The sequence below is a fragment of the Variovorax paradoxus genome, from assembly GCF_000834655.1.
Taxonomy (GTDB): Bacteria; Pseudomonadota; Gammaproteobacteria; order Burkholderiales; family Burkholderiaceae_C; genus Variovorax; species Variovorax paradoxus_F.
In genome coordinates this window covers 1-22,290 of record NZ_JXQQ01000097.1, presented here as the reverse complement: position 1 = coordinate 22,290, position 22,290 = coordinate 1, and the positions used below count along the sequence as shown (strand labels likewise).

Genomic DNA, 22,290 nt, shown 5'->3' with positions numbered 1-22,290 from the left:
AGCGCAGCCTACAGGCTATGCTCCCCCGGCATGACGCCGCCCACCGCCCTTTCTTCTTCGTCGTGGAAGACCTCGGCCGTGGGCCTTTTGTTTTTTCTGCTGACGGCCGCAGGCAACGTCGCGTCGGCGGCGGCCTGCATGGACACCGCCACGCAGATCCCGCCGCCCTCCCGCGCACTCGCCATGGCGACCTTCGCGCAGCAGGAGCACCAGGCCTTCGGCGCACAGACCATGGATGCCGAAGGCCGCCTCACCTACGCGGGCGACTGGGAGGCCGAAGACATCCGCCGCGCGCCGCAGAACCTCGCGCCATGGCAGCGCGTGCTGGGCTATTGGCGTGCGACCGGCGTGCGCCTTCGCGGCACCGACCCCGATGCCGCGCCCGATGCATCGGAGCCGCAATCCATCGACGCCGCATTGAGCCGCGCCGCGGTGATCGATGCGCCGTGGTCCGCGGCCTTCGTCAGCTGGATCGCGCAGCGGGCCGGGCTCGCTGCGGACGAGTTCGTTTTCTCCGAAGCGCATGCCGACTACGCCGGCGCCGCCTGGAAAGCGGGCCTGGACGAAGCCGCCGGCCGGCCGACCCGCTCCGCGATGCGCGCCTGCGACCTCATGCGCACGCCGCCGCGCGTGGGCGACCTCGTCTGCCAGGCGCGCGGCATCGGCGCGGGCTACGACACCTTCGAGCGGATCGGCGAAGTGCTGGCCCAGCGCCCCACGGGCGGCGAGGCGCTGCCCATGCATTGCGATGTGGTGGTGAACGTGGATGCCGCGGGCTTCGACACCGTGGGCGGCAACGTGATCCAGTCGGTCACCTTGCGGCGGCTGGCGTTCGCGCCCGGCACGCGGCTGCTGGATCCGAGCTATCTGCCCGAGGGATGCGCGCCCGGCACGACAGGCGCGGCCGTCTGCATCGACCGCCACATGAGCCGCCAGCCCTGGTCGCTGTTGCTGCAGTGGCGCTGAGGCAGACGCGGCGGCTTCAGCGGTAGTAGGCCTCGACCGTGCCCTTGAGCTTGAGCAGCAGCGGGTAGCCCTTGCGGTCCACCGCCTTGCCCGCCGGCACCTTGATCCAGCCTTCGCTGATGCAGTACTCCTCCACGTCCAGCCGCTCCTTGCCGTTGAAGCGGATGCCGATGGGGAATTCGAAGACGGCCGCCACGTGGTGCGGGCTGCGCGCATCGGTGGAGAGGTGATCGGGAAGGGGCGGACGGGAAGTTTCTTCGGTCATGGGAGTCTGTGGTTCGGGAACGACCCGAATGATAAGGACCTCGGTCAGCGCCGCTTCTTCCAGGGCTTGGGCGGCGGCTTCGGCCCTGCGCCCAGCGCGGCCCGCGCCAGCGCGTCGGCCTCGCCGTTGCGATGGCGCGGAATCCACTGCACGCTGACCTCTTCGAACGTGCCGAGCAGCGCGCGGGCGTCGTCGAACAGCGGGGCCAGGCGTGCGATCGGCCGGGCGTCTGCCGCGCCGAGCTGCTCGACCAGGATGCTGTTGTCGCTGTACGCCACCACGGCGCTGGCCCCGCGGGCGCGCGCTTCCTCGAGGGCGAGCGTGAGCGCGCGCAGTTCGGCCTCGTTGTTGCAGCCGGTCGTGTGCGTGGCCTGCGAGAGCGTGTGGCGGGTGCCGTCGGGCTGCGTGATGACGGCACCGATGCCCATGCGCCCCGGGTTGGGCATGGCACTGCCGTCGCAATGGATGGTCCAGCGGCGCGGGCGCTCGGGCGCGGAAAGAGACATGGATGGAATACAGGCGCTGCAGGGCAGGCGCCCCGCAGCCGTCAGCAGTTGTTGCGCTTGATGCCCGCCAGGTTCTGGCACGGCCGCTGTCCGGGCGGCGGGCCCGGATCGCGCACGCGGGGCGGACGCTGGGCGTTGCGCTGCGGCCCGTCGTAGTAAGGCTCGGGCCCGAGGATGTAGACCGGCGGATCGGTCGCAGGCCCCTCGGCGACCGGGCTGCGCGGAATGATGGCCGGACCCGAGGGCGTGGCCACCGGCGGCGGCGTATAGGCCGGCTGCCGCGATTCCTGCGGCGGAGGGGGCGGCATCGGCACCGGCGGCGGAGGCGACTCGTCGATCGCCACCTGCCGCGACTGCTTGCTGTCCGAGGGGCACTTGCCGTCGGTATAGGAAATCTTGCCGTTGGCATCGGTGCAGCGCACCACGTCCGCATTCGCGGCCAGGGCGGCGAACAGAAGCGGAATGAAAAAGGCGGAGGTGCGCATGGGGCGGTTCTAACAGATTGCGCGCTATTTCCCAATCGGCGCCGGCGCTGTCGTATCGTTGCGGCTGCTGCGATTTTCGCCCTCTTCCAACGCCCGCCATGCGCCCAGCCAATCTCTTCGAAATTGCACTTGCCGACCTGCCACGCAGCGCGGGCTCGCCGCTTTTCGAACGGCTTCGCGAATCGGTAGGCCGGGTGATCCGCCGGGCGCCGCCCCCGCATGAAGCCGCGCGCTGGCACACGCACACCATCGGCGGCATCGAGCGGCGCTTTGCGCAGCCGATCACCTTCACGCCGTATGCATCGGTGCGGCCCTGCTCGGCGCGCTGCACCTTCTGCTCGGAGAACCTGCGCAAGACCGATGGCGGAACACCGGCCTCGCGGCTGCGGCCCGCACCCGATTACTTCGACGGCCTGTCCCGCGCACTTCGCGCGTTGCGCGGCGTGCCGCTCTCCTGGTCGCTCTCGGGCCTGGAGACCAGCGACGATGCCGACTGGATGCTTCGGCTGCTAGAGACGCTGGCCGCAGGCGAAAGCGACGGCCCGGTCATCGAAGACCGCGTGCTCTACACCAACGGCGCGGGCTTCGCAGCGCCGCAAGGCGAGGTGCTGCGGCGTGCGCTGCAGCGCTTCGGCCTCAGCTGGCTGGAGTTGTCCCGCCATCACCACGACGGCACGGCCAACCAGGCCATCATGCGGTTCCGCCCCGAGGTGGCGATCGGCGATCAGGCCGTGTTCGAGCGCACCGCGCGGCACCTGGCCGATGCGGTGCCGCTGCGCCTCGTGTGCATCCTCCAGCGCGGCGGCGTCGCGCATCCGCAGGACGTGGCGGCCTACCTTTCGTGGGCACGTCAATGCGGCGCCGGCACCGTCGTCTTCCGCGAGTTCTCGCGCCTGGACGACGGCTACCGCGACAACGCCACCGCGCGCTACCTGCGCGCGGAGCGCGTGTCGATGGACGCGCTGCTGACCGCCTGCTTCGACGACCCCGGGGTCTCGCGCGGATGGACCCTCGACGCCCTCACCGAGGGCTACTACTTCTGGAACCTGCGCCTGCGCACTTCGGTCGGGCTGGACGTCGTCTTCGAGAGCGCCGACTACGGCGCCATGCACGAACGCCACGCGACCGGCGACATCTACAAGCTCGTCTACTTTGCAGACGGCCAGCTCTGCGCCGGCTGGGAGCCGGGGCACGACGTACTGCTCGACACCCGCAGCGAGCAGCTTCTCGCCCATGGCTAGCCACAGCTGGTCGATGCTCGATCGCGAAACGCCGCGCTACCGGCTGCCGGACGACCTGCGCGCCCGGGATCCGATGAATGGGCGCGACTGCGGGTGGGTCGAGCAGATGCTGCCCTTCGTGCGGCAGTTCTCGCGACCGGGCGACACGGTGTTCGATCCGTTCGCGGGCTTCGGCACGACGTTGCTGGCGGCGCGCCTCGAAGACCGACTGGCCTCGGGTTGCGAGGTCGATGCAGGCCGCATCGACCTCATCCGCGAACGGCTGGCACGCCATGAACTCGCACAGGGCACGACGATCCTGCATGGCTCGTGCGATGCGCTCGACGACAACGCGCTCCCGCCCTTCGACCTCTGCCTGACCAACGTGCCCTACTTCGGCTGCCGCTGGACCGGCGCGCCCGCGGCCTCCCAGCTCTACGACAGCCGAAGCTACGCACAACACCTCGACGGCCTGCGCGACGTGTTCCACCGCGTCCGCTCAGGCCTGCCCGAAGGCGGCGCCTGCATCGCGATGGTGGAGAACATCCGCCTCGGCGACCGCGTGCTGCCGCTGGCCTTCGACCTCGCACGCATCCTCGGCTCGCTCTTCGTCATGGAAGAAGAGCGCGTGCTCGTCTATCCGCACGAGAGCGACGAAACCCATGTCGATGGGCGCACCGACCGCCGCCACGAATACGCGCTGGTCTTCCGCAAGCAGCGCGAGCGCATCGACCTGCAAGCCACCGCCGCGCTGCTCGACGCGCTGCGCGAACAAGGCCACGCCTTCACGTTGCTCGGGAGCTTCGCGCGCTGGCAGCAAGATCCGCAAGGCACACCTCCCGCGGACGCCGACATCCGCACCGACGCAGACCCTCAGCGCCTGAACGCCCTGCTGCAATGGCTGCGCGAACAAGGCTTCGCATTGACGAGCTGGGGCGATCCGGTCGACCTGCCCCTGCACCTGGACAGCTACCGCGGCCGCTATTACTTCCGCGCCGACCGCATCGACAGTCGCGGCGCCTTGACCCGACTGGACATCTGCTACGAGCAATGAGCCGCGTGCGCCACCGCCGCAGCGGTTGATCGCTCCGCACCACGACAGCGCTCTGTGCGCGCAGGGCATCGGGTGCTCCCCGCAGCGAAATCAAGGAGGAGGGGCGAAGCCCCGGGGGACATTCGCGGAGGGGAGCACCCGGTGGCCTGTGCGCATGCCCTGAACGCAGCGCGAACAAGAACCTTCAGAGCAGCCCGCTCATCTTCCCCGCCGCCGCCTTCAGCGCATCGATGCGCTTGACCGCATCTTCCATCGACATCCGCGCCGTCGGCGCATGCACCGCGAGCGCGGCGCGCACGTCGCCGGCCGCATCGCGCACCGGCACCGCCACCGCCACCAGCCCCGCGATGAACTCCTCGCGGTCGCGCGAATAGCCGCGCTTGGCGATCTCGTCGCACTCGGTGCGCAGCGCATCGGCCTTGGTGATCGTGTTGGCCGTCATGCGTTCGAGCGGCAGGTTGTCGATGAGCGCATCGCGCGCCGTCTTGGGCATCTGCGCGAGGAAGAGCTTGCCGCTCGCGGTGCAATGCAGCGGCACGTGCGAGCCCACGTCGAGCGTGAGGCGCAGCGGCCATTGCGCCTCGACGCGGTCCAGGTACAGCACCTGCGCGCCGTCGAGCGTGGTGAGGTTGCAGGTCTCGCCCACCTTGCGCACGAGCTCGGACAGCACCTCGTGCCGCAGGCCGCGCACCACGCCGTGATTCAGCGTATCGAAGGCGAGCTTGCGCAGCGCGGGCCCGACGCTGAAAGAGCGCTCGTCCACGTCGCGTGCCAGGAACCCCGTGGCCAGCAACTGCGTGCAGATGCGGTGCGCCGTGCCCTTGGGCAACCCGAGCTGCGCGGCCAGCTCGGCGAGCGTCAGCGCCCGTCCTTCGTTGGCCAGCAATGCCAGCAGACGCAAGCTGCGCTCGGCGGACGAACCGGAGGCCGACTCCTCCACAGCAGGTGCGGCAGGAACGGCAGGAATCACTGCGGCAGGCGCGCGCGCGGCTCGTGGCATGCGGGTAAACCTTAAAAATGGAACATTGCGTTCCGAAAAACAATAACCTAGGATGCGGCGGATCGGAAGCGATTGTTCCACTCCCCGGGTGCCCAGCATGCGTGATGAAGAGTTCGACTACATCGTCGTCGGCGCCGGATCGGCCGGCTGCGTGCTGGCGGGCCGGCTGAGCGAAGACCCGGCCACGCGCGTGCTGCTGCTCGAAGCCGGGCCGCCCGACAAGTCGCTCTGGATCCACCTGCCCATCGGCTACGGCAAGACCATGTGGAGCCCCACCTACAACTGGCGCTTCGAGACCGACCCCGACCCCAACATGAACGGCCGCCGCATCTACTGGCCGCGCGGCAAGACGCTGGGTGGATCGAGCGCGATCAACGGCCTCATCTACATCCGCGGCCAGCGCGAGGACTACGACCACTGGGCCGCGCTCGGCAACGCGGGCTGGGGCTACGACGACGTGCTGCCCTACTTCATCAAGTCCGAGGGCAACCAGCGCGGCGGCGACGCCTTCCACGGCGGCGACGGGCCGCTGAAGGTGTCGGACATCGCTGCGAAACACGAACTGATCGAAGCCTTCATCGACGGCGCCCGGCAGACCGGCGTGCCCCGCACCGAAGACTTCAACGGCGCAGCGCAGGAAGGCGCGGGCTACTACCAGCTGACCACGCACAGGGGCTGGCGCTGCAGCACGGCCAAGGCCTACCTCACGCCAGCGAAGCACCGCCCCAACCTGCGCATCGAGACGGACGCGCTCGCGGGCAAGCTCGTGTTCGAAGGCCGGCGCGCCGTCGGCATCACCTACCGGCAAGGCGGTGAATCGAAGACCGCGCGCTGCCGCGGCGAGGTGCTGCTTTCGGCCGGCTCGATCCAGTCGCCTCAGCTGCTGCAGCTCTCGGGCATCGGGCCGCGCGCGCTGCTCGATCGCTTCGGCATCCCTGTCGTGCACGAACTTCCCGGCGTCGGCGAAAACCTGCAGGACCACCTGCAGATCCGCCTCGGCTACGAGTGCACGAAGCCCATCACCACCAACGACCAGCTCAACTCCTGGACCGGCCAGATCGGCATGGGCATGGAGTGGCTGCTGCACCGCACCGGCCCGCTGGCGGTGGGCATCAACCAGGGCGGCTGCTTCATGCGCGCGCTGAAAGACCGGCACGGCAACCCCGTGGCCGCGACGCCCGACATCCAGTTCCACGTGGCCACGCTCTCGGCCGACATGGCCGGCGGCAAGGTGCATCCGTACTCGGGCTTCACGATGTCGGTGTGCCAGCTGCGGCCCGAGTCGCGCGGGCACATCCGCATCCGCTCGCTCGATGCGGCCGAGCCGCCCGAGATGCAGCCCAACTACCTGGCGACCGAGCTCGACCGCGCGACCACCGTCGCCGGCGTGCGGGCCGCGCGTGCCATTGCCGACGCGCCCGCGATGAAGCCGTATGTGAAGCGCGAAGTGAAGCCCGGCCCCGCGGCGGCGAGCGACGAAGACCTGCTCGAGTTCTGCCGGAACAACGGCGCCACCATCTTCCACCCCACCGGCACCTGCCGCATGGGAAGCGACCCGCTCGCCGTCGTCGATGCGCGCCTTCGCGTGCACGGCATCGCGGGCCTGCGGGTGATCGATTGCTCGGCGATGCCGACGCTGGTGTCCGGCAACACCAACGCACCCGCCGTGATGATGGCCGAGAAGGCCGTCGACCTGATCAGAGAGGACGCCAGGCACTAGCACCCGAAGGCCCGCAGAGGCCACCCCGACAACAACGCATTGGAGACAAACACATGAGCGCAACCGACGAGAAAGCGATTCGCAGGGTGGTCATCTCCGCCCTGGTGGGCGCCACCATCGAGTGGTATGACTTCTTCCTGTACGGCGTGGTGGCCGGCATCGTGTTCAGCAAGCTGTACTTTCCGGGGAGCGATCCGGTGGTGTCGGTGCTGCTGGCCTACACGACCTTCGCGGTGGGCTTCGTCACGCGGCCCCTGGGCGGCGTGATCTTCGGCCACTTCGGCGACAAGATCGGCCGCAAGAGCATGCTCATCATCACGCTGATGATCATGGGCGTGGCCACCTTCCTCATCGGCCTGGTGCCCACCTATGCGCAGATCGGCATCGCGGCGCCCGTGCTGCTGCTGCTGCTTCGCATCGCGCAGGGCATTGGCCTGGGCGGCGAATGGGGCGGCGCGGTGCTCATGGCATACGAATACGCGCCGAAGGACAAGCGCGGCTTCTATGCCTCGCTGCCGCAGATCGGGCTGGCCATCGGCCTGTGCCTGGCCTCGGGCGTGGTGGCGCTGCTGTCGTCGCTCCTCACCGACGAGCAGTTCATGTCCTGGGGCTGGCGCATCGCCTTCCTAATTTCCGGCGTAATGGTGCTGGTGGGGATGTACATCCGCCTGCACGTGCAGGAAACGCCCGAGTTCGCGGCCGTGAAGGCGCGCAACGCCGAGCTGCGCATTCCGTTCATGGACATGATCCGCCGCTACCCCGGCAATGTATTGAAGGGCATGGGCGCGCGCTACATCGACGGGGTGTTCTTCAATATCTTCGGCGTGTTCTCGATCAACTACCTCACGAGCACCATCAAGATCAGCCGCACCGATGCGCTGCTGGGCGTGATGGCCGCGGCGATCGTGATGATCTTCTTCATCCCCTTCTTCGGCCGGCTCTCCGACAAGATGGGGCGCGGCAGGGTCTACATGTGGGGATCGATCATCACCGCGGTGTCGGCCTTCCCCGGCTTCTGGCTCATGACGCACAGCGGCGGCAACGTGCTGCTGGTGTGGCTCGCGATCATCGTGCCGTTCGGCATCCTGTATGCCTCGGTGTACGGGCCCGAAGCGGCGTTGTTCTGCGACTTGTTCGACGCGAAGGTGCGCTACACCGGCATCAGCTTCGTCTACCAGTTCTCGGGCATCTTCGCCTCGGGCATCACGCCGATCATCGCGACCGCGCTGCTCAAATCGGGCGGCGGCGATCCGTGGCAGATCTGCATGTACGTGCTGTTCGCGGGGGCGGTGTCGGCGCTGTGCGCATGGATGATCGGGCGCAGCCCCTCACCCGCGGATGCGGCGGATGCGCCCGTCGTCGTCGCCTCGCGTTGAGGCGGCGATCTACTTCAGCCGGTAGCTGAGCTTGCGGCTGCCGCTGACGGTGGAGTCCAGGCCGATCCATTCGCCCTGCGCCGAGTACCAGACGTCGATCGGCTGGGCCGGCGTCGCGATGCGCCAGCGCGTGGCCGCCACCGCCTGGCCGCGCACCTCGACCGTGCCGCTGCCCGCGCGGCTGACCTGCACCGCCTCGAGCTTGCCGCTTTGCGAATTGAGCAGCCGTTCCTGCTTGCGGATGGCGGGGTTCCAGTAAGCGAAGCTCATCACGCAGCCGTCGACCGGCTGCGTGCCCTTGGGCGTGGTGACGGCCAGCACGTTGTCGCCGGTTGCGCTGGCGTCCACCTTCTCGGGCGTGCCGTCGTCGTCGGTCCTGGAGACGAGCTGGCGCAGGCAGTCGCCGCGCCAGTTCTCGGTGGCGGTGTGCCGGTATCGGTAGACCGTGACACCCAGCAGCTTGACCGCGAACGCCGCCTCGCTCGTCAGCCTGCGCTCTTCGCCGTTGGCCGCGAGCGCAAAGCGGTGCTCGCCGATGGGCGCATCGTCGAGCAGCACGCGGAAGTTCCATTCGCCGCTCGCGGGCCCGGTGGCCGTGCCGCTTGCCGACGCAGCGCCGCTCGCCAGCAGCGCCAACGCGAAGAGCCAGTGTTCTTTTTTCATGATGCCTCGGACTTTGAGTGGCGCACCGGCCCCGGCACGAAAGCATTGGTTCGCGCGATGTAGTCGCGGTACGCGGGGCGGCGCTCGCCGATGTCGGCTTCGAGCATGCTCACGCCCGACACCTTCAGCAGCAGCCACGTCATGAGCAGCGGAGAGACGACGGTCCATGCGCCCCCCAGGCCCGCGCCGCCGATGGCGATGAGCCACAGCCCCCACCAGACGCAGGCCTCGCCGAAGTAGTTGGGATGGCGTGTGTAGCGCCAGAGGCCACGGTCCATCACCTTGCCCTTGTTGGCGGCGTCGGCCTTGAAGCGCGCCATCTGCGCATCGCCGATGGCCTCGAAGAACAGGCCGAACAGCGCGAGCGCGATGCCGACGACGTCGATCCACCCGAGCGGCCGCGCCGCCGTCATGCCCGGCAGGAACGGCGCGGAGACGATCCACGCGAGCACCGCCTGCAGCGCGAACACGAGGTACAGGCTCTTGAACGCAAAGCCCGGCTGGTTGCGCGCGCGAATGGCCTGGTAGCGGCGGTCTTCGCCGTGCCCCCAGTTGCGCCAGGTGATGTAGAGGCACAGCCGCACCGCCCACGCCGTGCCCAGCACCGCCATGCACAGGCCCCGCGGCGTGTGGCCCGGCACCAGCGCGAAATACACGAGCCCCGCGCCCACGATGCAGACGGGCCACACGCGATCGACAAGGCTCACGTCATGGCGCGCGAGGCTGGCGAGCCAGGTCAGCAGCACGACCAGCGCGGTCCATGCCAATCCAGCCAGGGCGATACCGCTCATAAGACAGCCGCTCCCGGACTTTCGAGGAACACCATGGAACCGGCTTCGCCGGGCCATCGTTGTTGCCCCCGGCAGGGGGAAGGAGAAGCGGCACGAAGTGCGCGAAGCCTGGGGACGAGCCTCATGATGCGCGTCGCTCGAAGAGGTAGTGGCTCACCCACCAGCGCTGCCCGCCATCGAAGCCGAACAGTTCCGCCACCGACATGAAGAACAACCGCCATCGCGTCCACCACACATTGGCCTCCGCGCCGTAGGTGGCCTTGAACAGCGGGCGCAGCTCGTCGCGGCGCGCGTCCATGTTGCGCAGCCACGCCTCGGCCGTGCGCTGGTAGTGGCTGCCCTCCCACCGCCAGCGCCGCAGGAGGCGCAGGTCGTCCTGGCAGTGCAGTGCGAGGTCGTCGCTGGGCATCATGCCGCCGGAGAAGAAATACTTACTCATCCAGTCGCTCGCATCGCGCACTTCGAACGGATACGGCGCCTCGCGGTGCGCGAACACGTGCATGAAGAACCGGCCCTCCGGCTTGAGCCAGCGAGCCACGTTGGCGAAGGCCTGCGGCCAGTTGCGCAGGTGCTCGAACATCTCGACGGAGACGATGCGGTCGAAGCGGTCGTCGGTGTCGAAGGCGTTGATGTCGCGGGTCAGCACGCGCACGTTGGCCAGGCCCCGCTGCGCGGCCTGGGCTTCGATGTATTCGCGCTGGGAATTGGAGTTGGACAGGGCCGTGATCCAGCTGTTCGGGTACTTCTCGGCCATCCACAACGTGAGGGAGCCCCAGCCGCAGCCCAGTTCCATGACGTCCTGGCCGTCGACGAGGCCGGCGCGTTCGCAGGTGGCCGAGAGGGCGGCGGCTTCGGCTTGCTCCAGCGTCTGGGTACCTTCGGGCCAGTAGCAGCTGCTGTATTTGCGGTGGTTGCCCAGCACCTGGGCGAAGAAGGCGGCGGGGACTTCGTAGTGTTGTTCGTTGGCCTTTTCGGGGAGAGGCGCCAGGTGGGATGAGCGCATCTGGGCCACGAAGGCTTGGGTGAGGTCGGCCGCGGTCAAGGGGTCGCCGGCGTGGAGTTCGGTCAGGCGGTCCTTGAGGAGGCGGCGGATGCCTCGGCGGATGAAGGGGTCGGGGACTAGGCCTTTTTCTACCCAGTGGAGGGCGGAGGTGAGGGCTTGGGGCATGGCGGGTTCTCCTCGGTGGGCACGCCAGGTGGGTGCTGCTGGGAGATGTACGCAGCAAGTCGAGCTTTGGATGAGCCGCCGGCTATCGGGTGGCGGTTTCCGGCTTTTGGGATGTATTCCGGGATCGTCCAGGGCGCTTTTCGAGCAGCAAGCCGCCGATCCTCGGCTGCGAGCCCAACGGGCACCCGCCCTTCGCAATTGCTTACTTCTCCCCCCGCCCCTTCGCCTTCTTCTCCTCCCCCGTCCCAAACCCGATAGGCCGCCTCGGCGGATCATCCGGCACCGTCAGCGCCTTGATCGCCTCGAACACCTGCAGCAATTGATTGCGCGTATTCCGGCTGAAGGCGTCCTGCCGCATATCGATCTGCCCGGTTTTCTGCTCCAGTTCGCTCAACCGCTTGGCCAGATCCTGGTGCGTGGCGATCAGCGCGCGCACGCGCACGAAGGTGCGCATGATCTCGATGTTCACCGCGATGGCGCGCGGGCTCCCGAGCACCGACGAGAGCATCGCCACGCCCTGCTCCGTGAACACATAAGGCGCTGTGCGACGGCCGCCGCGGCCGGGGTTTGAGGTCACGGTTTGTGACCTCAAAGCCGCCCACTCCTTGGGCGAGAGCTGGAACATGAAGTCGGCCGGAAAGCGCTCGGCATTGCGCTTGACCGCCTGCACCAGCACCTTGGTCTGCACGTCGTAGAGCATCGCGAGGTCGGAGTCGAGCATCACGCGCTGGTCGCGGAGCGACAGGATGCGGCTTTCGATCCGGGGTTGCAGCGGCGGCGCGTTGGAAGATGCTTCGCTCATGAGGATGGGTGACACCGGTTGGATGTCCGTGGCCGAAGAGGCCATCGACGTTCCCGATAACGATACCCTGCCCTCACGCGACCGCAAAGCAGTCTTCCTTACTCAGGCGGAGCGCTCGCTCATCGACGGCGCGGCGCCCCCACCGAATGCAATGCAACGCCCCGGCGCCTGCCAAAAGACGTAGCGCCTTCGAGCAATCGACGCACCGACCGCACTACCCCACACTGGCCGCAAAAGGAGCACCCCGCATGGACCTGGACAATGCCATCGACCTACTGACCATCATCTCGATTGCCACTGGCGCGCTCGCAGTCGTCCTTTTCATCGTCTTGAAGGTCGTGGCCACGAAGAAAAGAAAGTAACGAAACGCGGTGCCGCGCGGCCGGGCTATCGGCCCGCATGCGTTCGCTGCCCCAGCGCGGCGGCCACCATGAGCCCGCCGATCAGCGACACGTGCTCCAGCACCACGTAGAACTCGAAGGTGCGCTGCGGCTCGCTCATCGTCCAGAAGGGATGCGCGATCGGGATCGTCATCGCCAGGAACACGCCAAGGCCGCCCGCGCCGAGCCAGGCCCACCGATTGGAGATGACGAGCGCGGCGCCGCCCAGTTGCACCAGCGTCACGGCGACCGCGTAGGCCGGTGCGGGCGAGAGCCCGACCTGGCGCATCTCGGCAACCTTCGCGGGAAAGTCGAAGATGCCGGCCAGCCCGGCGCTCCAGAACACGAAGGTCAGCGCGAGCCGCGCAAGCAGCACGAACCAGCGGCTGCGCAAGATGGCTTCGACGAGGGGCGTCATGCGTGGGAGCCCTTGCTCACACCAGCGCCAGCACTTGCTGCAGCGGGCGGCGCGGCTTGCGCGGCCAGTTCTCCGGCAGGGCTTGGCCGATTGCGAGCAGCATCACCGGAACTTCGTCCTCGGCCAGCCCGAACGCCTCTGCGACCGCCGACGCATCGAAGCCGATCATCGGCGCGGAGCCCAGCCCCTGGGCCTGTGCGGCATGGATCAACGTGCCCGCGCCAAAGGTGGCGCTGCGCACCGCCTCGTCGCGCTGGCGCTGGGGCTGCTCGAAGTACAGGCTCTTGGCCGCCGCCTCCCAGCCCGGCACCATGGCCGCCGGCATGATTCCGGCCGCCACTGCCGGGGCGAGGCGGTCCGCCATCACGCGGTGATCGGCCAATTGGCCGACGACGATGAACGTCACCGCGGCCTCGGTGATCTTGGCCTGGTCCCAGGCCAGCGCACGCAGGCGCGCCTTGGCCTCGTCGGTGCGCACGGCGATGAAGCGCCAGTTCTGCAGGTTGAACGACGTGGGCGCGCTGGTGGCCAGGCGCACGAGTTCCTCGATCTGCGCGTCGGTGATGCGATGCGCGGGGTCGAACAGGTTGGTGGTGCGGCGCTCGTGGATGGCGCTCAGTGCGGGATGGGTCATGAGGGGTCCTCTGTGGTTGCGAAAAAAAGCGTGCGACATCCCCGCCCTGCCCGAACGCAGGGCGGCGCACGCAGAGACGAAGCGGAAGAAAAGAAGGGAGTTGCGCTACGCGATGCTGTCGACGACACCGCCGTCCACGCGCAAGGCCGCGCCGGTGGTGGCCGACGCCTGCTCCGAGCTGGCGTAGACGATCATGTGGGCGACCTCGTCCACGGTGGCTGCGCGCCGCAGGATCGACGAGCCGCGGTGCGCCATGACGAAGTCGGCGGCCACCTGTTCCAGGCTCGATCCCGAGCGCTCGACGTCGGCCTTGAGCATGTCGGCCACGCCGTCCGAGAGCGTCGGGCCCGGCAGCACGGCGTTGACCGTCACGCCTGTTCCGGCAAGGCGCTTGGCCAGGCCGCGCGAGATGGCCAGTTGCGCGGTCTTGGTGAAGCCGTAATGAATCATGTCCGCCGGTATGTTCAGCGCGGACTCCGACGACACGAACACGATGCGGCCCCACCCGCGCGCCACCATGCCGGGCGCGTAGTGGCGTGCCAGCCGGACGCCCGACATCACGTTGGTCTGGAAGAAGTGCGCCCAGGTGTCGTCGGACGTCTCGAAGAAATCCTCAGGCCCGTAGATGCCGAGGTTGTTGATGACGATGTCGAAGGACGGGTGCGCCTCGAACAGCCGCGCGCAGTCCGCTTGCGTCGCGAGGTCGCCGGCGAACCCCGCGACTTGCGGCACATCGCCGAGCCGCGACAGCGCGGCGGCCACGCTGGCGTCGCTGCGCCCATTGATGACGACGTGGGCCCCCGCCGCCAGGAAGGCGCGGGCCGCAGCGAAGCCGATGCCGCTCGTGGAGCCGGTGACGAGAACGCGGCGCTGGTTGAACTGGATGTGCATGGTGGTGAGAAAAGCCCGGGGGCTAAAAGCCGTATCGATGGATTGCCCGGATCGTATTTCTGCTTGCAACGGCGCACAATTCGCCGGCTTCGCAAATCACTGTTCGAGGTTTTCAAAAGATGGATCGCATCGACGCCCTGCGTCTTTTCATTGGTGTGGCCGAGGCGGGCAGCTTCTCGCGCGTGGCGCGCGAGCGGTCGATTGCCACCTCGACCGCGACGCTTGCGGTCAGCCAGCTGGAGCAGGAATTCGGCGCGCGCCTGATGGCGCGATCGACGCGGCGCCTCGCCCTGACCCACGAAGGCGAAACGCTGCTCGAGGACGCGCGCCGCATCGTCGCCGAATGGGACGCGGCCTGGCAGGGCATGCGCCAGGACGGCGCGCTGTCGGGGCCCATCCGCGTCACGGCCACCAACGACTTCGGGCGGGCCCAGCTGCGGCCGTTGCTGGACCGGTTCCAGGCACAGCATCCGGGGCTGTCGGTGAACCTGCTGCTGGGCGACAACACGATCGACCTGATCGACGAGCGCATCGACCTCGCCCTTCGCTACGGACCGCTGCCCGACTCGGGCCTGCACGCGCGGCTGCTGGTGCCCGGCACGCGGCACGTGTGCGCTTCACCGGCGTACTGGCGTCGTCGCGGCCGGCCGGCGCATCCGGACGAATTGGCGGGCCACAACTGCCTGATCCTGGCGAGGCCCGGGGCACCGCTGGCCGCATGGCCGTTTCGCGATGGCGGGCGGCCGTTCCACGTCAAAGTCGTGGGCGACCGGCAGGCCAGCGATGGCGACGTGCTGCGGCAGTGGGCCATCGAAGGCGTCGGCGTGGTCTTGAAGAACGGCTGCGATGTGCGCCGCGAACTGGCGACGGGTCAACTGGAGACTGCGCTGGACGACTACGTGGCAGGGCCGGTCGACCTGTATGCGGTTCACGCCAACGGCACGCCGAGCCGGCGCGTGGCGGCGCTGGTGGAGTTTCTGGCGCAGGCGTTGGCGGGAACGCAAGCGCAACCTGCCGACGCCTGAAGAAATCCGGAGCAGGTGCTCGTTCTTTCTATGTCTGCTTGGCCTTTCCGGCCTCGCTCAAGGCGGTGCGCAGCGACTGCGCCGTCGCATCGGCCGCATCGATCCGCCGCTGAAATTCTTCATTGACCAGACCGACCAACGCGCTGAGCTCCGTGCGGTCCGGACAGAACTCCTCCGCATTGCTCGTGTGATGCGGGCCGATGAGTTTTTCAATGCACGCATACGCGCGCTGCACAACGCGAAGGCTGTCGATGCCATCGCTTGCATGCAGCGCGAGCGATTGCGCGCTGAGGGTTTCGGGCGGTCCGGGAAACGAGGGAACGTGAGCCATCAATGGCCTCCAAGAGGTGCGGTTTACTGAAACCGCCGCTCCCGAGACCAATCGGAGGCGGCGACTCGACGAGTTGGTCTACCGGGCACCTCTTGCGAGAACCGGCCGGGCTTGCGCCCGCCCGTCGAGCCGCCAAAAAACTATTGGGGCACGAATGACGAAGCCGCAGACCCTGCGGGGGTAACTGCGGCTTGCGTCGCAGAGATGCTTCGGGAGACCAATCCCGATCACGCCTGTTTTTGACATGACCGGCGCAGTATAGCCACGCACCACAACAAGATCAGCCCCGCGCTGACATCGCCAGACAGCCAACCGCCCGACGCTTCAGGCACTTCCTTCCTTTCATCGAAACGTGCCCATCCGCAACCTCGTCGTGGTCCTCGGCGACCAACTGAGCCTCTCCAGCGTGGCATTCGACGGCTTCGATGCCGCGCAAGACCGCGTGTGGATGGCCGAGGTGCGCGACGAATCGGAGCACGTGCCGAGCACCCAGATGCGCACGGCCCTCTTCCTGTCCGCGATGCGCCACTTTGCAGAGGCCATCGCCGCGCGCGGCATGCCGATCGACTACCTGAAGCTGGGCACGCACGACTTCGCCTCGATCGAAGCCGCGCTGACGCACGCGCTGTCTCACCATCGCCCGCATGCGGTCGTGATGGTCGAGGCAGGCGAATGGCGTCTCGAACAGACGATCGCAAGGGTGTGCCAGGCCGCGCAGGTGCGGCTCGCGGTGCGCGACGACCTGCACTTCATGGCCTCCCGCGCCGAATTCGCCGAGCACGCGCACGGAAAGCGCCGCCTCGTGATGGAAGACTTCTACCGCCGCATGCGGCTCAAGCACGAGGTGCTGCTCGACGAGAGCGGCAAGCCCGAAGGCGGTCAATGGAATTTCGACCACGACAACCGCGGCGCCTTCGGGCGCAACGGGCCGGGCATGCTGCCGCCACCGCCCTCCTTCGCGCCCGATGCCATCACGCGCGAGGTGCTGGCCGATGTGCAAGCGCACTTCGGCGATCACTACGGCAGCGCCGCGCAGTTCGACTGGCCGGTCACGCGCGGGCAGGCGCTCGCTGCCATGAACGACTTCATGGCTTTCAGGCTGCAGGACTTCGGGCGCTTCCAGGACGCGATGTGGACCGACGAGCCGGTGCTCTATCACGGGCTGCTGTCGTCGTCGCTGAACCTGAAGCTGCTCGATCCGCGCGAGGTGATCGATGCGGCCGTGGCGCAGTGGCGCGCGGGCGTCGCGCCGCTGGAATCGGTGGAGGGCTTCGTGCGGCAGATCCTCGGATGGCGCGAGTTCATGCGCGGGGTGTACTGGTGGCGCATGCCGCAGCTGGTCGATGCCAACGCGCTGGACCATCACGAAGACCTGCCCGGCTGGTACTGGACAGGCGACGTCGGCATGAACTGCATGAAGCAGGCGATCGGCCAGACCTTGCGAAGCGGCCATGCGCACCACATCCAGCGGCTGATGGTCACGGGCAACTTCGCGCTCACCTTCGGCGTGGCGCCCGCGCAGGTGCATGCGTGGTACCTGTCGGTGTATGTGGATGCGGTGGAGTGGGTCGAGCTGCCGAACACGGTGGGCATGTCGCTCTACGCCGATGGCGCGCGCTTCGTGACCAAGCCCTACGCCGCCGGCGGCGCCTACATCCGCCGCATGAGCAACTACTGCGACGGCTGCCGCTACAACCCGGGCACGCGCAGCGGCGAAGATGCCTGCCCGATGACGGTGATGTACTGGGACTTCGTGGCGCGCCATGCGCGCATGCTCGAGAACAACCCGCGCACGAAAGTGATGACGCAGAACCTGCGGCGCTTCAGCGCCGATGAGCTTGCCGCGATACGGCGCACCGCCGATCGCATGCGCCAACGGCCGGATTCTCTTTAGGCTCCCACAGGCCAAGCCGATCGACCGATGACAAGCCACGCACCCCTGCACGCCAGCGACGAGAAGATCGCGAAGACGATCTTCGCCTTGCTGCACGAGCGCGATGCCACGGCCTCGATCTGCCCGTCGGATGTCGCACGCGCGCTGGCGACCGGGGAGCCCGCCTGGCGGGCGCTCATGCCCGAGGTGCGCCGGGTGGCCGCCGCGTTGGCAGCCAGGGGCTCGCTGACGGTGACCCGTGGCGCGGAAGAGGTCGATGCGATGTCTCCCGGCGGGCCGATCCGCCTGCGCCGGCCGAGGCGATGAGGGCCTGAGCCTGGCCGGCCGCCGGCCAGGCCGATGCCCCTACACCGGGCAGCCCCTCCCCCGATGCTGGAACAATGCGCCCCCATGGACGGCCTCGACCTCATCAAAACCTTCCGCGAAGTTGCCTTCCGCCGCAGCTTTTCCCGCGCCGCCGATTCGCTCGGCATGTCCAAGGCCACCGTGAGCCGCTACGTGGCCGAGCTCGAAACGCGCAGCGGCGTGCGGCTCCTGAACCGCTCCACGCGCGCGTTGAGCCTCACCGATGCCGGCCAGGTGCTGCTCGATCGCAGCACCGAACTGGTGGCGATGGCCGAGAACACGCTCAACGACCTGCAGGGCCACGGCGCCACGCCGCGCGGGCGGCTGCGCATGAGCGCGCCCAACGGGCTGATCGCGGGCTGGATGTCCGACGTGATCGCCGAGTTCATCAATCTCTACCCCGATGTGTACGTGAGCCTGGTGTTCACGAACAACGCCATCGACCTGATCGAGGAAGGCATCGACATCCACCTGACCGGCGGGCGCATCGACGACATGAACCTCATCGTGCGCCGCCTCGTGCAATACGACATGGTGGTGTGCGCCTCGCCCGCCTACTGGGCGCGGCGCGGCATTCCGCAGGTGCCCGAGGACATGGCGCGGCACGACGTGCTGAGCTATTCGTCGATGCCGACCACGCACCTGCCCTTCGAGACCGATGGCCGCGCGCACGACGTGGCGGTGCACAGCCGCATGGAGGCGAACGACGCGATCGCGCTCATCGAGCTCGCGCTGCGCGGGGTGGGCGTGGCGTATGTGCCGGAACCGCTGGCGCAATCGCACCTGGAGCGCGGTGCGCTGGTGCCGGTGCTGCGCGACCACATGCCGCACGAGCACTGGCTCTACGCAGCGTATTCGCAGCGCCGCCACAACAGCGCGGCGATGCGGGCGATGCTCGACTTCCTCGAGAAATCGATGGCGCCGCTGGGCGACCCGCCCGCCATGCCGGCGATGCCGCCCGCGTTGCAGGTGTCGCCGATCTCGACCGTCACGTCGCCCGTCTCGCCGCCTACATGCGCCCTTTCCAGGGCACAAGACGTCGCTCGAGCCACCGCATCAGCAGGTCGAACAGATACGCCACCACGCCGATGACGATGATGCCCATGATCACGATGTCGGTGCGCAGGAAGTTCGACGCGTTCAGCACCATCTGACCCAGCCCCATGTTGGCCGCGACCATCTCGGCGGCCACGAGCGTGGTCCACCCGAAGCCGATGGCGATGCGCATGCCCACGAGGATGTCGGGCAGCGCCGAGGGCAATATGACGTGGCGGATCACCTGCATGTAGCTCGCACCCATCGAGTACGCGGCGTTGATCTGCTCCTGCGACGCACTGCGCATGCCCGAGCGTGCGGCAAGGGCCAGCGGCGCGAAGCAGCTCAAGAAGATCAACAGCACCTTGGGCAGCTCGTCGATGCCGAACCAGATGATGATGAGCGGCAGGTACGCGAGCGGCGGCAGCGGCCGATAGAACTCCAGCGGCGGATCGAAGATGCCGCGCCAGAAGCGGCTCATGCCCATCGCGATGCCCACCGGGATGGCGGTGGCACACGCCAGGAAGAAGGCCGAGAACACGCGGAACATGCTCGCCAGGAAGTGCTGCCACAGCGGCTTGTCGTTGGCCTGGCCCGTGAGGTATTCGTAGAACTGCTGGAACACCGCCTGCGGCGTCGGCAGGAAGAGCGGCTTGACCCAGCCCATGTTGGTGACGACGAACCACAGCACGACCAGCGCCACCACGGTGACCACGCTGATGGTCACGCTGGAGCCCTCGCCCGGCACCTTGAATGCGCTGGTCTTGAGCTTGGTGCCCGGTGCGGGCGGCGGCGATGCGGCGGGCTTGGAAGGCGGCGTCATGGCAACAACGGCGGCAGGCGATGCGATGGTGACCTCAGGCATGGGCGGCCTCGCGATGATGAATGATCGACAAGACCTCCTCGCGCATGCGGATGAATTCGGGCTCCGACTTCACCTTGCGCGAATCGCCGTGCGCGAGGAACTGGCGCGAGAACGGCACGTTGTCGTAGACGTGCGAGATGCGCCCCGGGCTCGGGCTCATCACGATGAGGCGCGTCGCGAGAAAGAGCGCCTCCTCCACCGAGTGCGTGATGAAGAAGACCATCTTGTTCGACTTCGACCAGGCCTTGAGCAGGATCTCCTGCACCTGCTCGCGCGTGAACGCATCGAGCGCGCCCATGGGCTCGTCCATCAGCAGCACGGCCGGGTCGCTCGCGAGCGCGCGCGCAATGCCCACGCGCTGCTGCATGCCGCCCGAGAGTTCGTACACCGCGCGGTCGGCGTACTGCTGCAGGCCGACGAGCGCGAGCTTGTCTTCGGCGATGCGGTCGCGCTCGGCCTTGCCCGTGCCGGCCAGCCGCAGCCCCAGCGACACGTTGTCGCGCACGTTGAGCCACGGCATGAGCGCGTGCTTCTGGAACACCACGCCGCGGTCCGCGCCGGGGCCGACCACGGGCTTGCCGTCCAGAAGAATCTCGCCGGTCGATGGCGGCAGGAAGCCCGCGATGCTGTTGAGCAGCGTCGTCTTGCCGCAGCCCGAGGCACCGAGCGCGACGACGAAGTCGCCGTCGTGCATCGTGAGGTTGACGGGCGCCAGCGCCTGCAGCGTGCCGCCCTTGACGGCGTAGTTGACCGTGAGGTCGCGGATGTCGAGCGTGGGCATCGAGTGGGCCCCGCTTACTTGCTGCTCATCGCCTTGTCGACGTACACGGTGGTCACGTAGGCGCCGTAGTCGGGCTTGACTTCCTGCACGCGGCCCTGCTCCTTCAGGAACGCCGCCGTGCCCGCCATTGCCTTGGCCGCACCGCCGCCCAGCCACGTGGGCGAGACCTGCTCGGCCATGGTCGGGAAGGTGTAGAGCGACATGGCCGCGCCCACGTCCTTCGGGTCGGCCTTGGTCCACTTTGCCATCGCTTTCGTCTGCGGCGAATCGGGCGTCCAGCTCTTGCCGGTGGCCTTGTATTCCTCGTTGGCGCGGTTCAGTGCTTTCACGAACGCGATCATGAAAGGCTCGTTGGCCGCGGCCCACTTGGCGTTGACGACGATGCCCTCGAACGTCGGCGCGCCGCGCTTGCCGATGCTGCCCGAGGTGGCGATGGTCTTGCCCGTGCCCTTGATCTTGGAGAGCACCGGGTCCCAGATGAAGGTGGCGTCGATGTCGCCGCGCTCCCATGCGGCGGCGATTTCCGGCGGGCGCATGTTCATCACGTTGACGCTCTTGGGGTCGACACCGTCCATCTTCATGCCGGCCATGAGCTGGTAGTGCGCGGTCGACACGAATGGCGTGGCCACCTTCTTCCCCGCGAGGTCCTTCATGCTGTTGATGCCCGAGGCATTGCGGGCGATGAGCGCCTCGGCGTTGGCGATGTCCGCCGAGATCCAGAAGAGCTTGATGTCCTGGCCCTGGCTCGCCGCCGCAGTGAGCGGGCTGGAGCCGGTTTCACCCATCTGCACGTCGCCTGAAGCCATCGCGCGGATGACGTCGCCACCGCCGGAGAACATGCGCCAGTTGATCTTGTAGCCGGTGGCCTTTTCGACCTCGCCCGATTCCATGACAAGGCGCAGTGGGACGAGCATGTCCTGGTGGGCGAAGGTGACCTCCTTGGTCTGTGCGTTCGAGATGCCGCAGAGCGTGAGGGTGGCGGCCAGCAGGGCCAGCTGGAGGGGGAGACGGCGGGACGTGGTCATCGGGTTTCTCCAATAGGTGAATCTCGGCTGCGACTTTGCACGCAACGGGTGCAGCCAGGAAGTACCAGCGAGGTTGGGGGGATGGAGCCAGCTTGTCCGTGAATACCCTTGTTATGGTGCATATGGCACTCAGACGGGGCATTGGCATTGCCGTCGCCCTCGCCACCGGGCCTGGGTTTGATGAGGGATGTGCTTTCTTTTCTTTCCCGAGGCCGGGTCTCGGCCCGGCGGCCGACTTACTTTCTTTTGCTTCGCCAAAAGAACGTAAGCAAAGAAAAGGCGACCCTGCTGTCTGCGTCCCTGCGCTTCGCTACGGGCAACCTGCGGTGCTCGCGTTTCGCGGGGTCTCGCCGAACTCGCTTCGCTCAGACAACGGCGAGCCCTTGTCCGCGAAGCGCTCCGCTCCTCGGCGCAGCCAGAAGGGATTTCGACACCGGACACGCCATCGCTGCGCTCGGCGGTCGCTCGGGCCTTTGCTTCGCTCGGCTTGGCTTGGCTTGGCTTGGCTTGGCTTGGCTTGGCTTGGCTCTGTCTACGACGATGGGCTTTGCTCAACTCGGCCTGGATTGGCTCCCTCCCCTTCCGGGGGAGGGCAGGGGTGGGGGCACGCGGCGCTCTTTGAGGCGCTGCTGCGTATCGAACGCCGTCGT

Annotated in this window: 24 protein-coding genes; 9 read left to right on the top strand and 15 right to left on the bottom strand. The window is 67.8% G+C overall.

The features are described 5' to 3' along the window. The first annotated feature begins 30 nt into the window (after positions 1 to 30). The gene (locus RT97_RS27965) at positions 31 to 966 is read left to right on the top strand and encodes a DUF2272 domain-containing protein (RefSeq protein WP_080898460.1); all 936 of its coding nucleotides are present in this window, start codon (positions 31 to 33) and stop codon (positions 964 to 966) included. A 16-nt stretch (positions 967 to 982) separates the two neighbouring features. Here the strand turns inward: RT97_RS27965 and RT97_RS27960 are convergent, their stop codons facing one another. From RT97_RS27960 to RT97_RS27950, 3 genes are read right to left on the bottom strand one after another with little or no spacing between them, the layout of a single operon-like run. Next, the gene (locus RT97_RS27960; RefSeq protein ID WP_042582123.1) at positions 983 to 1,231 is read right to left on the bottom strand and encodes a DUF3297 family protein; all 249 of its coding nucleotides are present in this window, start codon (positions 1,229 to 1,231) and stop codon (positions 983 to 985) included. A 44-nt stretch (positions 1,232 to 1,275) separates the two neighbouring features. Next, positions 1,276 to 1,737 carry a ribonuclease HI family protein gene (locus RT97_RS27955; protein WP_042582122.1) on the bottom strand — a complete coding sequence of 154 codons (462 nt, stop codon included), beginning with the start codon at positions 1,735 to 1,737 and terminating at the stop codon, positions 1,276 to 1,278. Between the two features lie 41 nt (positions 1,738 to 1,778). Further along, the gene (locus RT97_RS27950; protein ID WP_042582121.1) at positions 1,779 to 2,222 is read right to left on the bottom strand and encodes a DUF4124 domain-containing protein; all 444 of its coding nucleotides are present in this window, start codon (positions 2,220 to 2,222) and stop codon (positions 1,779 to 1,781) included. A gap of 98 nt (positions 2,223 to 2,320) precedes the next feature. Between RT97_RS27950 and RT97_RS27945 the strand changes: the two genes are divergently transcribed. Both RT97_RS27945 and RT97_RS27940 read left to right on the top strand, forming a co-directional pair. After that, positions 2,321 to 3,463, top strand: coding sequence for a hypothetical protein (locus RT97_RS27945; protein WP_042582120.1), 1,143 nt, complete (start codon positions 2,321 to 2,323; stop codon positions 3,461 to 3,463). Then, positions 3,456 to 4,496, top strand: coding sequence for a DNA methyltransferase (locus RT97_RS27940; RefSeq protein WP_042582119.1), 1,041 nt, complete (start codon positions 3,456 to 3,458; stop codon positions 4,494 to 4,496). Before RT97_RS27945 ends, RT97_RS27940 begins: the two co-directional genes overlap by 8 nt. 184 nt (positions 4,497 to 4,680) lie before the next feature. Here RT97_RS27940 and RT97_RS27935 read toward each other — a convergent pair whose 3' ends face one another. Continuing rightward, positions 4,681 to 5,496, bottom strand: coding sequence for an IclR family transcriptional regulator (locus RT97_RS27935; RefSeq protein ID WP_080898459.1), 816 nt, complete (start codon positions 5,494 to 5,496; stop codon positions 4,681 to 4,683). Positions 5,497 to 5,593: 97 nt separating this feature from the next. Here RT97_RS27935 and RT97_RS27930 point away from each other — a divergent pair, with 97 nt between their 5' ends. Together RT97_RS27930 and RT97_RS27925 are read left to right on the top strand one after the other, a co-directional pair. Next, the gene (locus RT97_RS27930) at positions 5,594 to 7,216 is read left to right on the top strand and encodes a GMC family oxidoreductase (RefSeq protein WP_042582118.1); all 1,623 of its coding nucleotides are present in this window, start codon (positions 5,594 to 5,596) and stop codon (positions 7,214 to 7,216) included. Positions 7,217 to 7,269: 53 nt separating this feature from the next. Continuing rightward, positions 7,270 to 8,592 (top strand): MFS transporter, encoded by a 1,323-nt coding sequence (locus RT97_RS27925; RefSeq protein ID WP_042582117.1) that lies wholly within the window; start codon positions 7,270 to 7,272, stop codon positions 8,590 to 8,592. Between the two features lie 9 nt (positions 8,593 to 8,601). Here the strand turns inward: RT97_RS27925 and RT97_RS27920 are convergent, their stop codons facing one another. The 7 genes from RT97_RS27920 to RT97_RS27890 form a co-directional block, all read right to left on the bottom strand. Then, positions 8,602 to 9,255 carry a DUF6134 family protein gene (locus tag RT97_RS27920; RefSeq protein WP_042582116.1) on the bottom strand — a complete coding sequence of 218 codons (654 nt, stop codon included), beginning with the start codon at positions 9,253 to 9,255 and terminating at the stop codon, positions 8,602 to 8,604. Continuing rightward, positions 9,252 to 10,046 carry a DUF1295 domain-containing protein gene (locus RT97_RS27915; RefSeq protein WP_042582115.1) on the bottom strand — a complete coding sequence of 265 codons (795 nt, stop codon included), beginning with the start codon at positions 10,044 to 10,046 and terminating at the stop codon, positions 9,252 to 9,254. Before RT97_RS27915 ends, RT97_RS27920 begins: the two co-directional genes overlap by 4 nt. A gap of 121 nt (positions 10,047 to 10,167) precedes the next feature. After that, positions 10,168 to 11,214 (bottom strand): SAM-dependent methyltransferase, encoded by a 1,047-nt coding sequence (locus tag RT97_RS27910; protein ID WP_042582114.1) that lies wholly within the window; start codon positions 11,212 to 11,214, stop codon positions 10,168 to 10,170. Positions 11,215 to 11,416: 202 nt separating this feature from the next. Next, entirely contained in the window at positions 11,417 to 12,016 is a 600-nt protein-coding gene (locus RT97_RS27905) for an ORF6N domain-containing protein (RefSeq protein ID WP_042582191.1), read from the bottom strand. A gap of 387 nt (positions 12,017 to 12,403) precedes the next feature. Beyond that, positions 12,404 to 12,814 carry a DoxX family protein gene (locus RT97_RS27900; RefSeq protein ID WP_042582113.1) on the bottom strand — a complete coding sequence of 137 codons (411 nt, stop codon included), beginning with the start codon at positions 12,812 to 12,814 and terminating at the stop codon, positions 12,404 to 12,406. A gap of 16 nt (positions 12,815 to 12,830) precedes the next feature. Further along, positions 12,831 to 13,448: a nitroreductase family protein gene (locus tag RT97_RS27895; RefSeq protein ID WP_042582112.1), complete on the bottom strand. Its 618-nt coding sequence runs from the start codon at positions 13,446 to 13,448 to the stop codon at positions 12,831 to 12,833. Between the two features lie 105 nt (positions 13,449 to 13,553). Beyond that, a complete protein-coding gene (locus tag RT97_RS27890) occupies positions 13,554 to 14,339 on the bottom strand; it encodes an SDR family NAD(P)-dependent oxidoreductase (RefSeq protein ID WP_042582111.1) in 786 nt (261 codons plus the stop codon). A 119-nt stretch (positions 14,340 to 14,458) separates the two neighbouring features. Between RT97_RS27890 and RT97_RS27885 the strand changes: the two genes are divergently transcribed. Next, the gene (locus RT97_RS27885; protein WP_042582110.1) at positions 14,459 to 15,364 is read left to right on the top strand and encodes a LysR family transcriptional regulator; all 906 of its coding nucleotides are present in this window, start codon (positions 14,459 to 14,461) and stop codon (positions 15,362 to 15,364) included. Between the two features lie 28 nt (positions 15,365 to 15,392). On the opposite strand, the gene RT97_RS27880 is transcribed toward RT97_RS27885, so the two are convergent. Beyond that, positions 15,393 to 15,695 carry a hypothetical protein gene (locus RT97_RS27880; protein ID WP_042582109.1) on the bottom strand — a complete coding sequence of 101 codons (303 nt, stop codon included), beginning with the start codon at positions 15,693 to 15,695 and terminating at the stop codon, positions 15,393 to 15,395. Positions 15,696 to 16,047: 352 nt separating this feature from the next. On the opposite strand from RT97_RS27880, the gene RT97_RS27875 reads away from it, so the two are divergent. From RT97_RS27875 to RT97_RS27865, 3 genes are all read left to right on the top strand, one after another. Then, positions 16,048 to 17,589 (top strand): cryptochrome/photolyase family protein, encoded by a 1,542-nt coding sequence (locus RT97_RS27875; protein WP_042582108.1) that lies wholly within the window; start codon positions 16,048 to 16,050, stop codon positions 17,587 to 17,589. Positions 17,590 to 17,616: 27 nt separating this feature from the next. After that, complete coding sequence (locus RT97_RS27870) at positions 17,617 to 17,895, top strand: DUF3253 domain-containing protein (protein ID WP_042582107.1); 279 nt, start codon at positions 17,617 to 17,619, stop codon at positions 17,893 to 17,895. 84 nt (positions 17,896 to 17,979) lie between these two features. Further along, positions 17,980 to 19,026, top strand: a complete 1,047-nt coding sequence (locus RT97_RS27865; protein ID WP_042582106.1) for a LysR family transcriptional regulator — start codon at positions 17,980 to 17,982, stop codon at positions 19,024 to 19,026. Here RT97_RS27865 and RT97_RS27860 read toward each other — a convergent pair. From RT97_RS27860 to tauA, 3 genes are read right to left on the bottom strand one after another with little or no spacing between them, the layout of a single operon-like run. Beyond that, on the bottom strand, positions 18,944 to 19,834 hold the full coding sequence (locus RT97_RS27860; RefSeq protein WP_042582105.1) for an ABC transporter permease subunit: 891 nt from the start codon (positions 19,832 to 19,834) through the stop codon (positions 18,944 to 18,946). The genes RT97_RS27865 and RT97_RS27860 overlap by 83 nt on opposite strands. Beyond that, positions 19,827 to 20,615, bottom strand: a complete 789-nt coding sequence (locus RT97_RS27855; RefSeq protein ID WP_042582104.1) for a taurine ABC transporter ATP-binding protein — start codon at positions 20,613 to 20,615, stop codon at positions 19,827 to 19,829. The genes RT97_RS27860 and RT97_RS27855 overlap by 8 nt, the downstream gene beginning before the upstream one ends. Before the next feature lie 14 nt (positions 20,616 to 20,629). Further along, positions 20,630 to 21,640, bottom strand: a complete 1,011-nt coding sequence (gene tauA, locus RT97_RS27850) for a taurine ABC transporter substrate-binding protein (protein ID WP_042582103.1) — start codon at positions 21,638 to 21,640, stop codon at positions 20,630 to 20,632. Positions 21,641 to 22,290 lie beyond the last annotated feature (650 nt).

Coding starts and splice junctions, on each gene's coding strand:
- RT97_RS27900 (WP_042582113.1), bottom strand. CDS start 12,814: ATGACGCCCCTCGTCGAAGCCATCTTGCGCAGCCGCTGGTTCGTGCTG.
- RT97_RS27860 (WP_042582105.1), bottom strand. CDS start 19,834: ATGCCTGAGGTCACCATCGCATCGCCTGCCGCCGTTGTTGCCATGACG.
- RT97_RS27915 (WP_042582115.1), bottom strand. CDS start 10,046: ATGAGCGGTATCGCCCTGGCTGGATTGGCATGGACCGCGCTGGTCGTG.
- RT97_RS27880 (WP_042582109.1), bottom strand. CDS start 15,695: ATGGCTCACGTTCCCTCGTTTCCCGGACCGCCCGAAACCCTCAGCGCG.
- RT97_RS27955 (WP_042582122.1), bottom strand. CDS start 1,737: ATGTCTCTTTCCGCGCCCGAGCGCCCGCGCCGCTGGACCATCCATTGC.
- RT97_RS27925 (WP_042582117.1), top strand. CDS start 7,270: ATGAGCGCAACCGACGAGAAAGCGATTCGCAGGGTGGTCATCTCCGCC.
- RT97_RS27895 (WP_042582112.1), bottom strand. CDS start 13,448: ATGACCCATCCCGCACTGAGCGCCATCCACGAGCGCCGCACCACCAAC.
- RT97_RS27960 (WP_042582123.1), bottom strand. CDS start 1,231: ATGACCGAAGAAACTTCCCGTCCGCCCCTTCCCGATCACCTCTCCACC.
- RT97_RS27965 (WP_080898460.1), top strand. CDS start 31: ATGACGCCGCCCACCGCCCTTTCTTCTTCGTCGTGGAAGACCTCGGCC.
- RT97_RS27890 (WP_042582111.1), bottom strand. CDS start 14,339: ATGCACATCCAGTTCAACCAGCGCCGCGTTCTCGTCACCGGCTCCACG.
- RT97_RS27885 (WP_042582110.1), top strand. CDS start 14,459: ATGGATCGCATCGACGCCCTGCGTCTTTTCATTGGTGTGGCCGAGGCG.
- RT97_RS27935 (WP_080898459.1), bottom strand. CDS start 5,496: ATGCCACGAGCCGCGCGCGCGCCTGCCGCAGTGATTCCTGCCGTTCCT.
- RT97_RS27910 (WP_042582114.1), bottom strand. CDS start 11,214: ATGCCCCAAGCCCTCACCTCCGCCCTCCACTGGGTAGAAAAAGGCCTA.
- RT97_RS27945 (WP_042582120.1), top strand. CDS start 2,321: ATGCGCCCAGCCAATCTCTTCGAAATTGCACTTGCCGACCTGCCACGC.
- RT97_RS27920 (WP_042582116.1), bottom strand. CDS start 9,255: ATGAAAAAAGAACACTGGCTCTTCGCGTTGGCGCTGCTGGCGAGCGGC.
- tauA (WP_042582103.1), bottom strand. CDS start 21,640: ATGACCACGTCCCGCCGTCTCCCCCTCCAGCTGGCCCTGCTGGCCGCC.
- RT97_RS27870 (WP_042582107.1), top strand. CDS start 17,617: ATGACAAGCCACGCACCCCTGCACGCCAGCGACGAGAAGATCGCGAAG.
- RT97_RS27855 (WP_042582104.1), bottom strand. CDS start 20,615: ATGCCCACGCTCGACATCCGCGACCTCACGGTCAACTACGCCGTCAAG.
- RT97_RS27940 (WP_042582119.1), top strand. CDS start 3,456: ATGGCTAGCCACAGCTGGTCGATGCTCGATCGCGAAACGCCGCGCTAC.
- RT97_RS27930 (WP_042582118.1), top strand. CDS start 5,594: ATGCGTGATGAAGAGTTCGACTACATCGTCGTCGGCGCCGGATCGGCC.
- RT97_RS27865 (WP_042582106.1), top strand. CDS start 17,980: ATGGACGGCCTCGACCTCATCAAAACCTTCCGCGAAGTTGCCTTCCGC.
- RT97_RS27950 (WP_042582121.1), bottom strand. CDS start 2,222: ATGCGCACCTCCGCCTTTTTCATTCCGCTTCTGTTCGCCGCCCTGGCC.
- RT97_RS27905 (WP_042582191.1), bottom strand. CDS start 12,016: ATGAGCGAAGCATCTTCCAACGCGCCGCCGCTGCAACCCCGGATCGAA.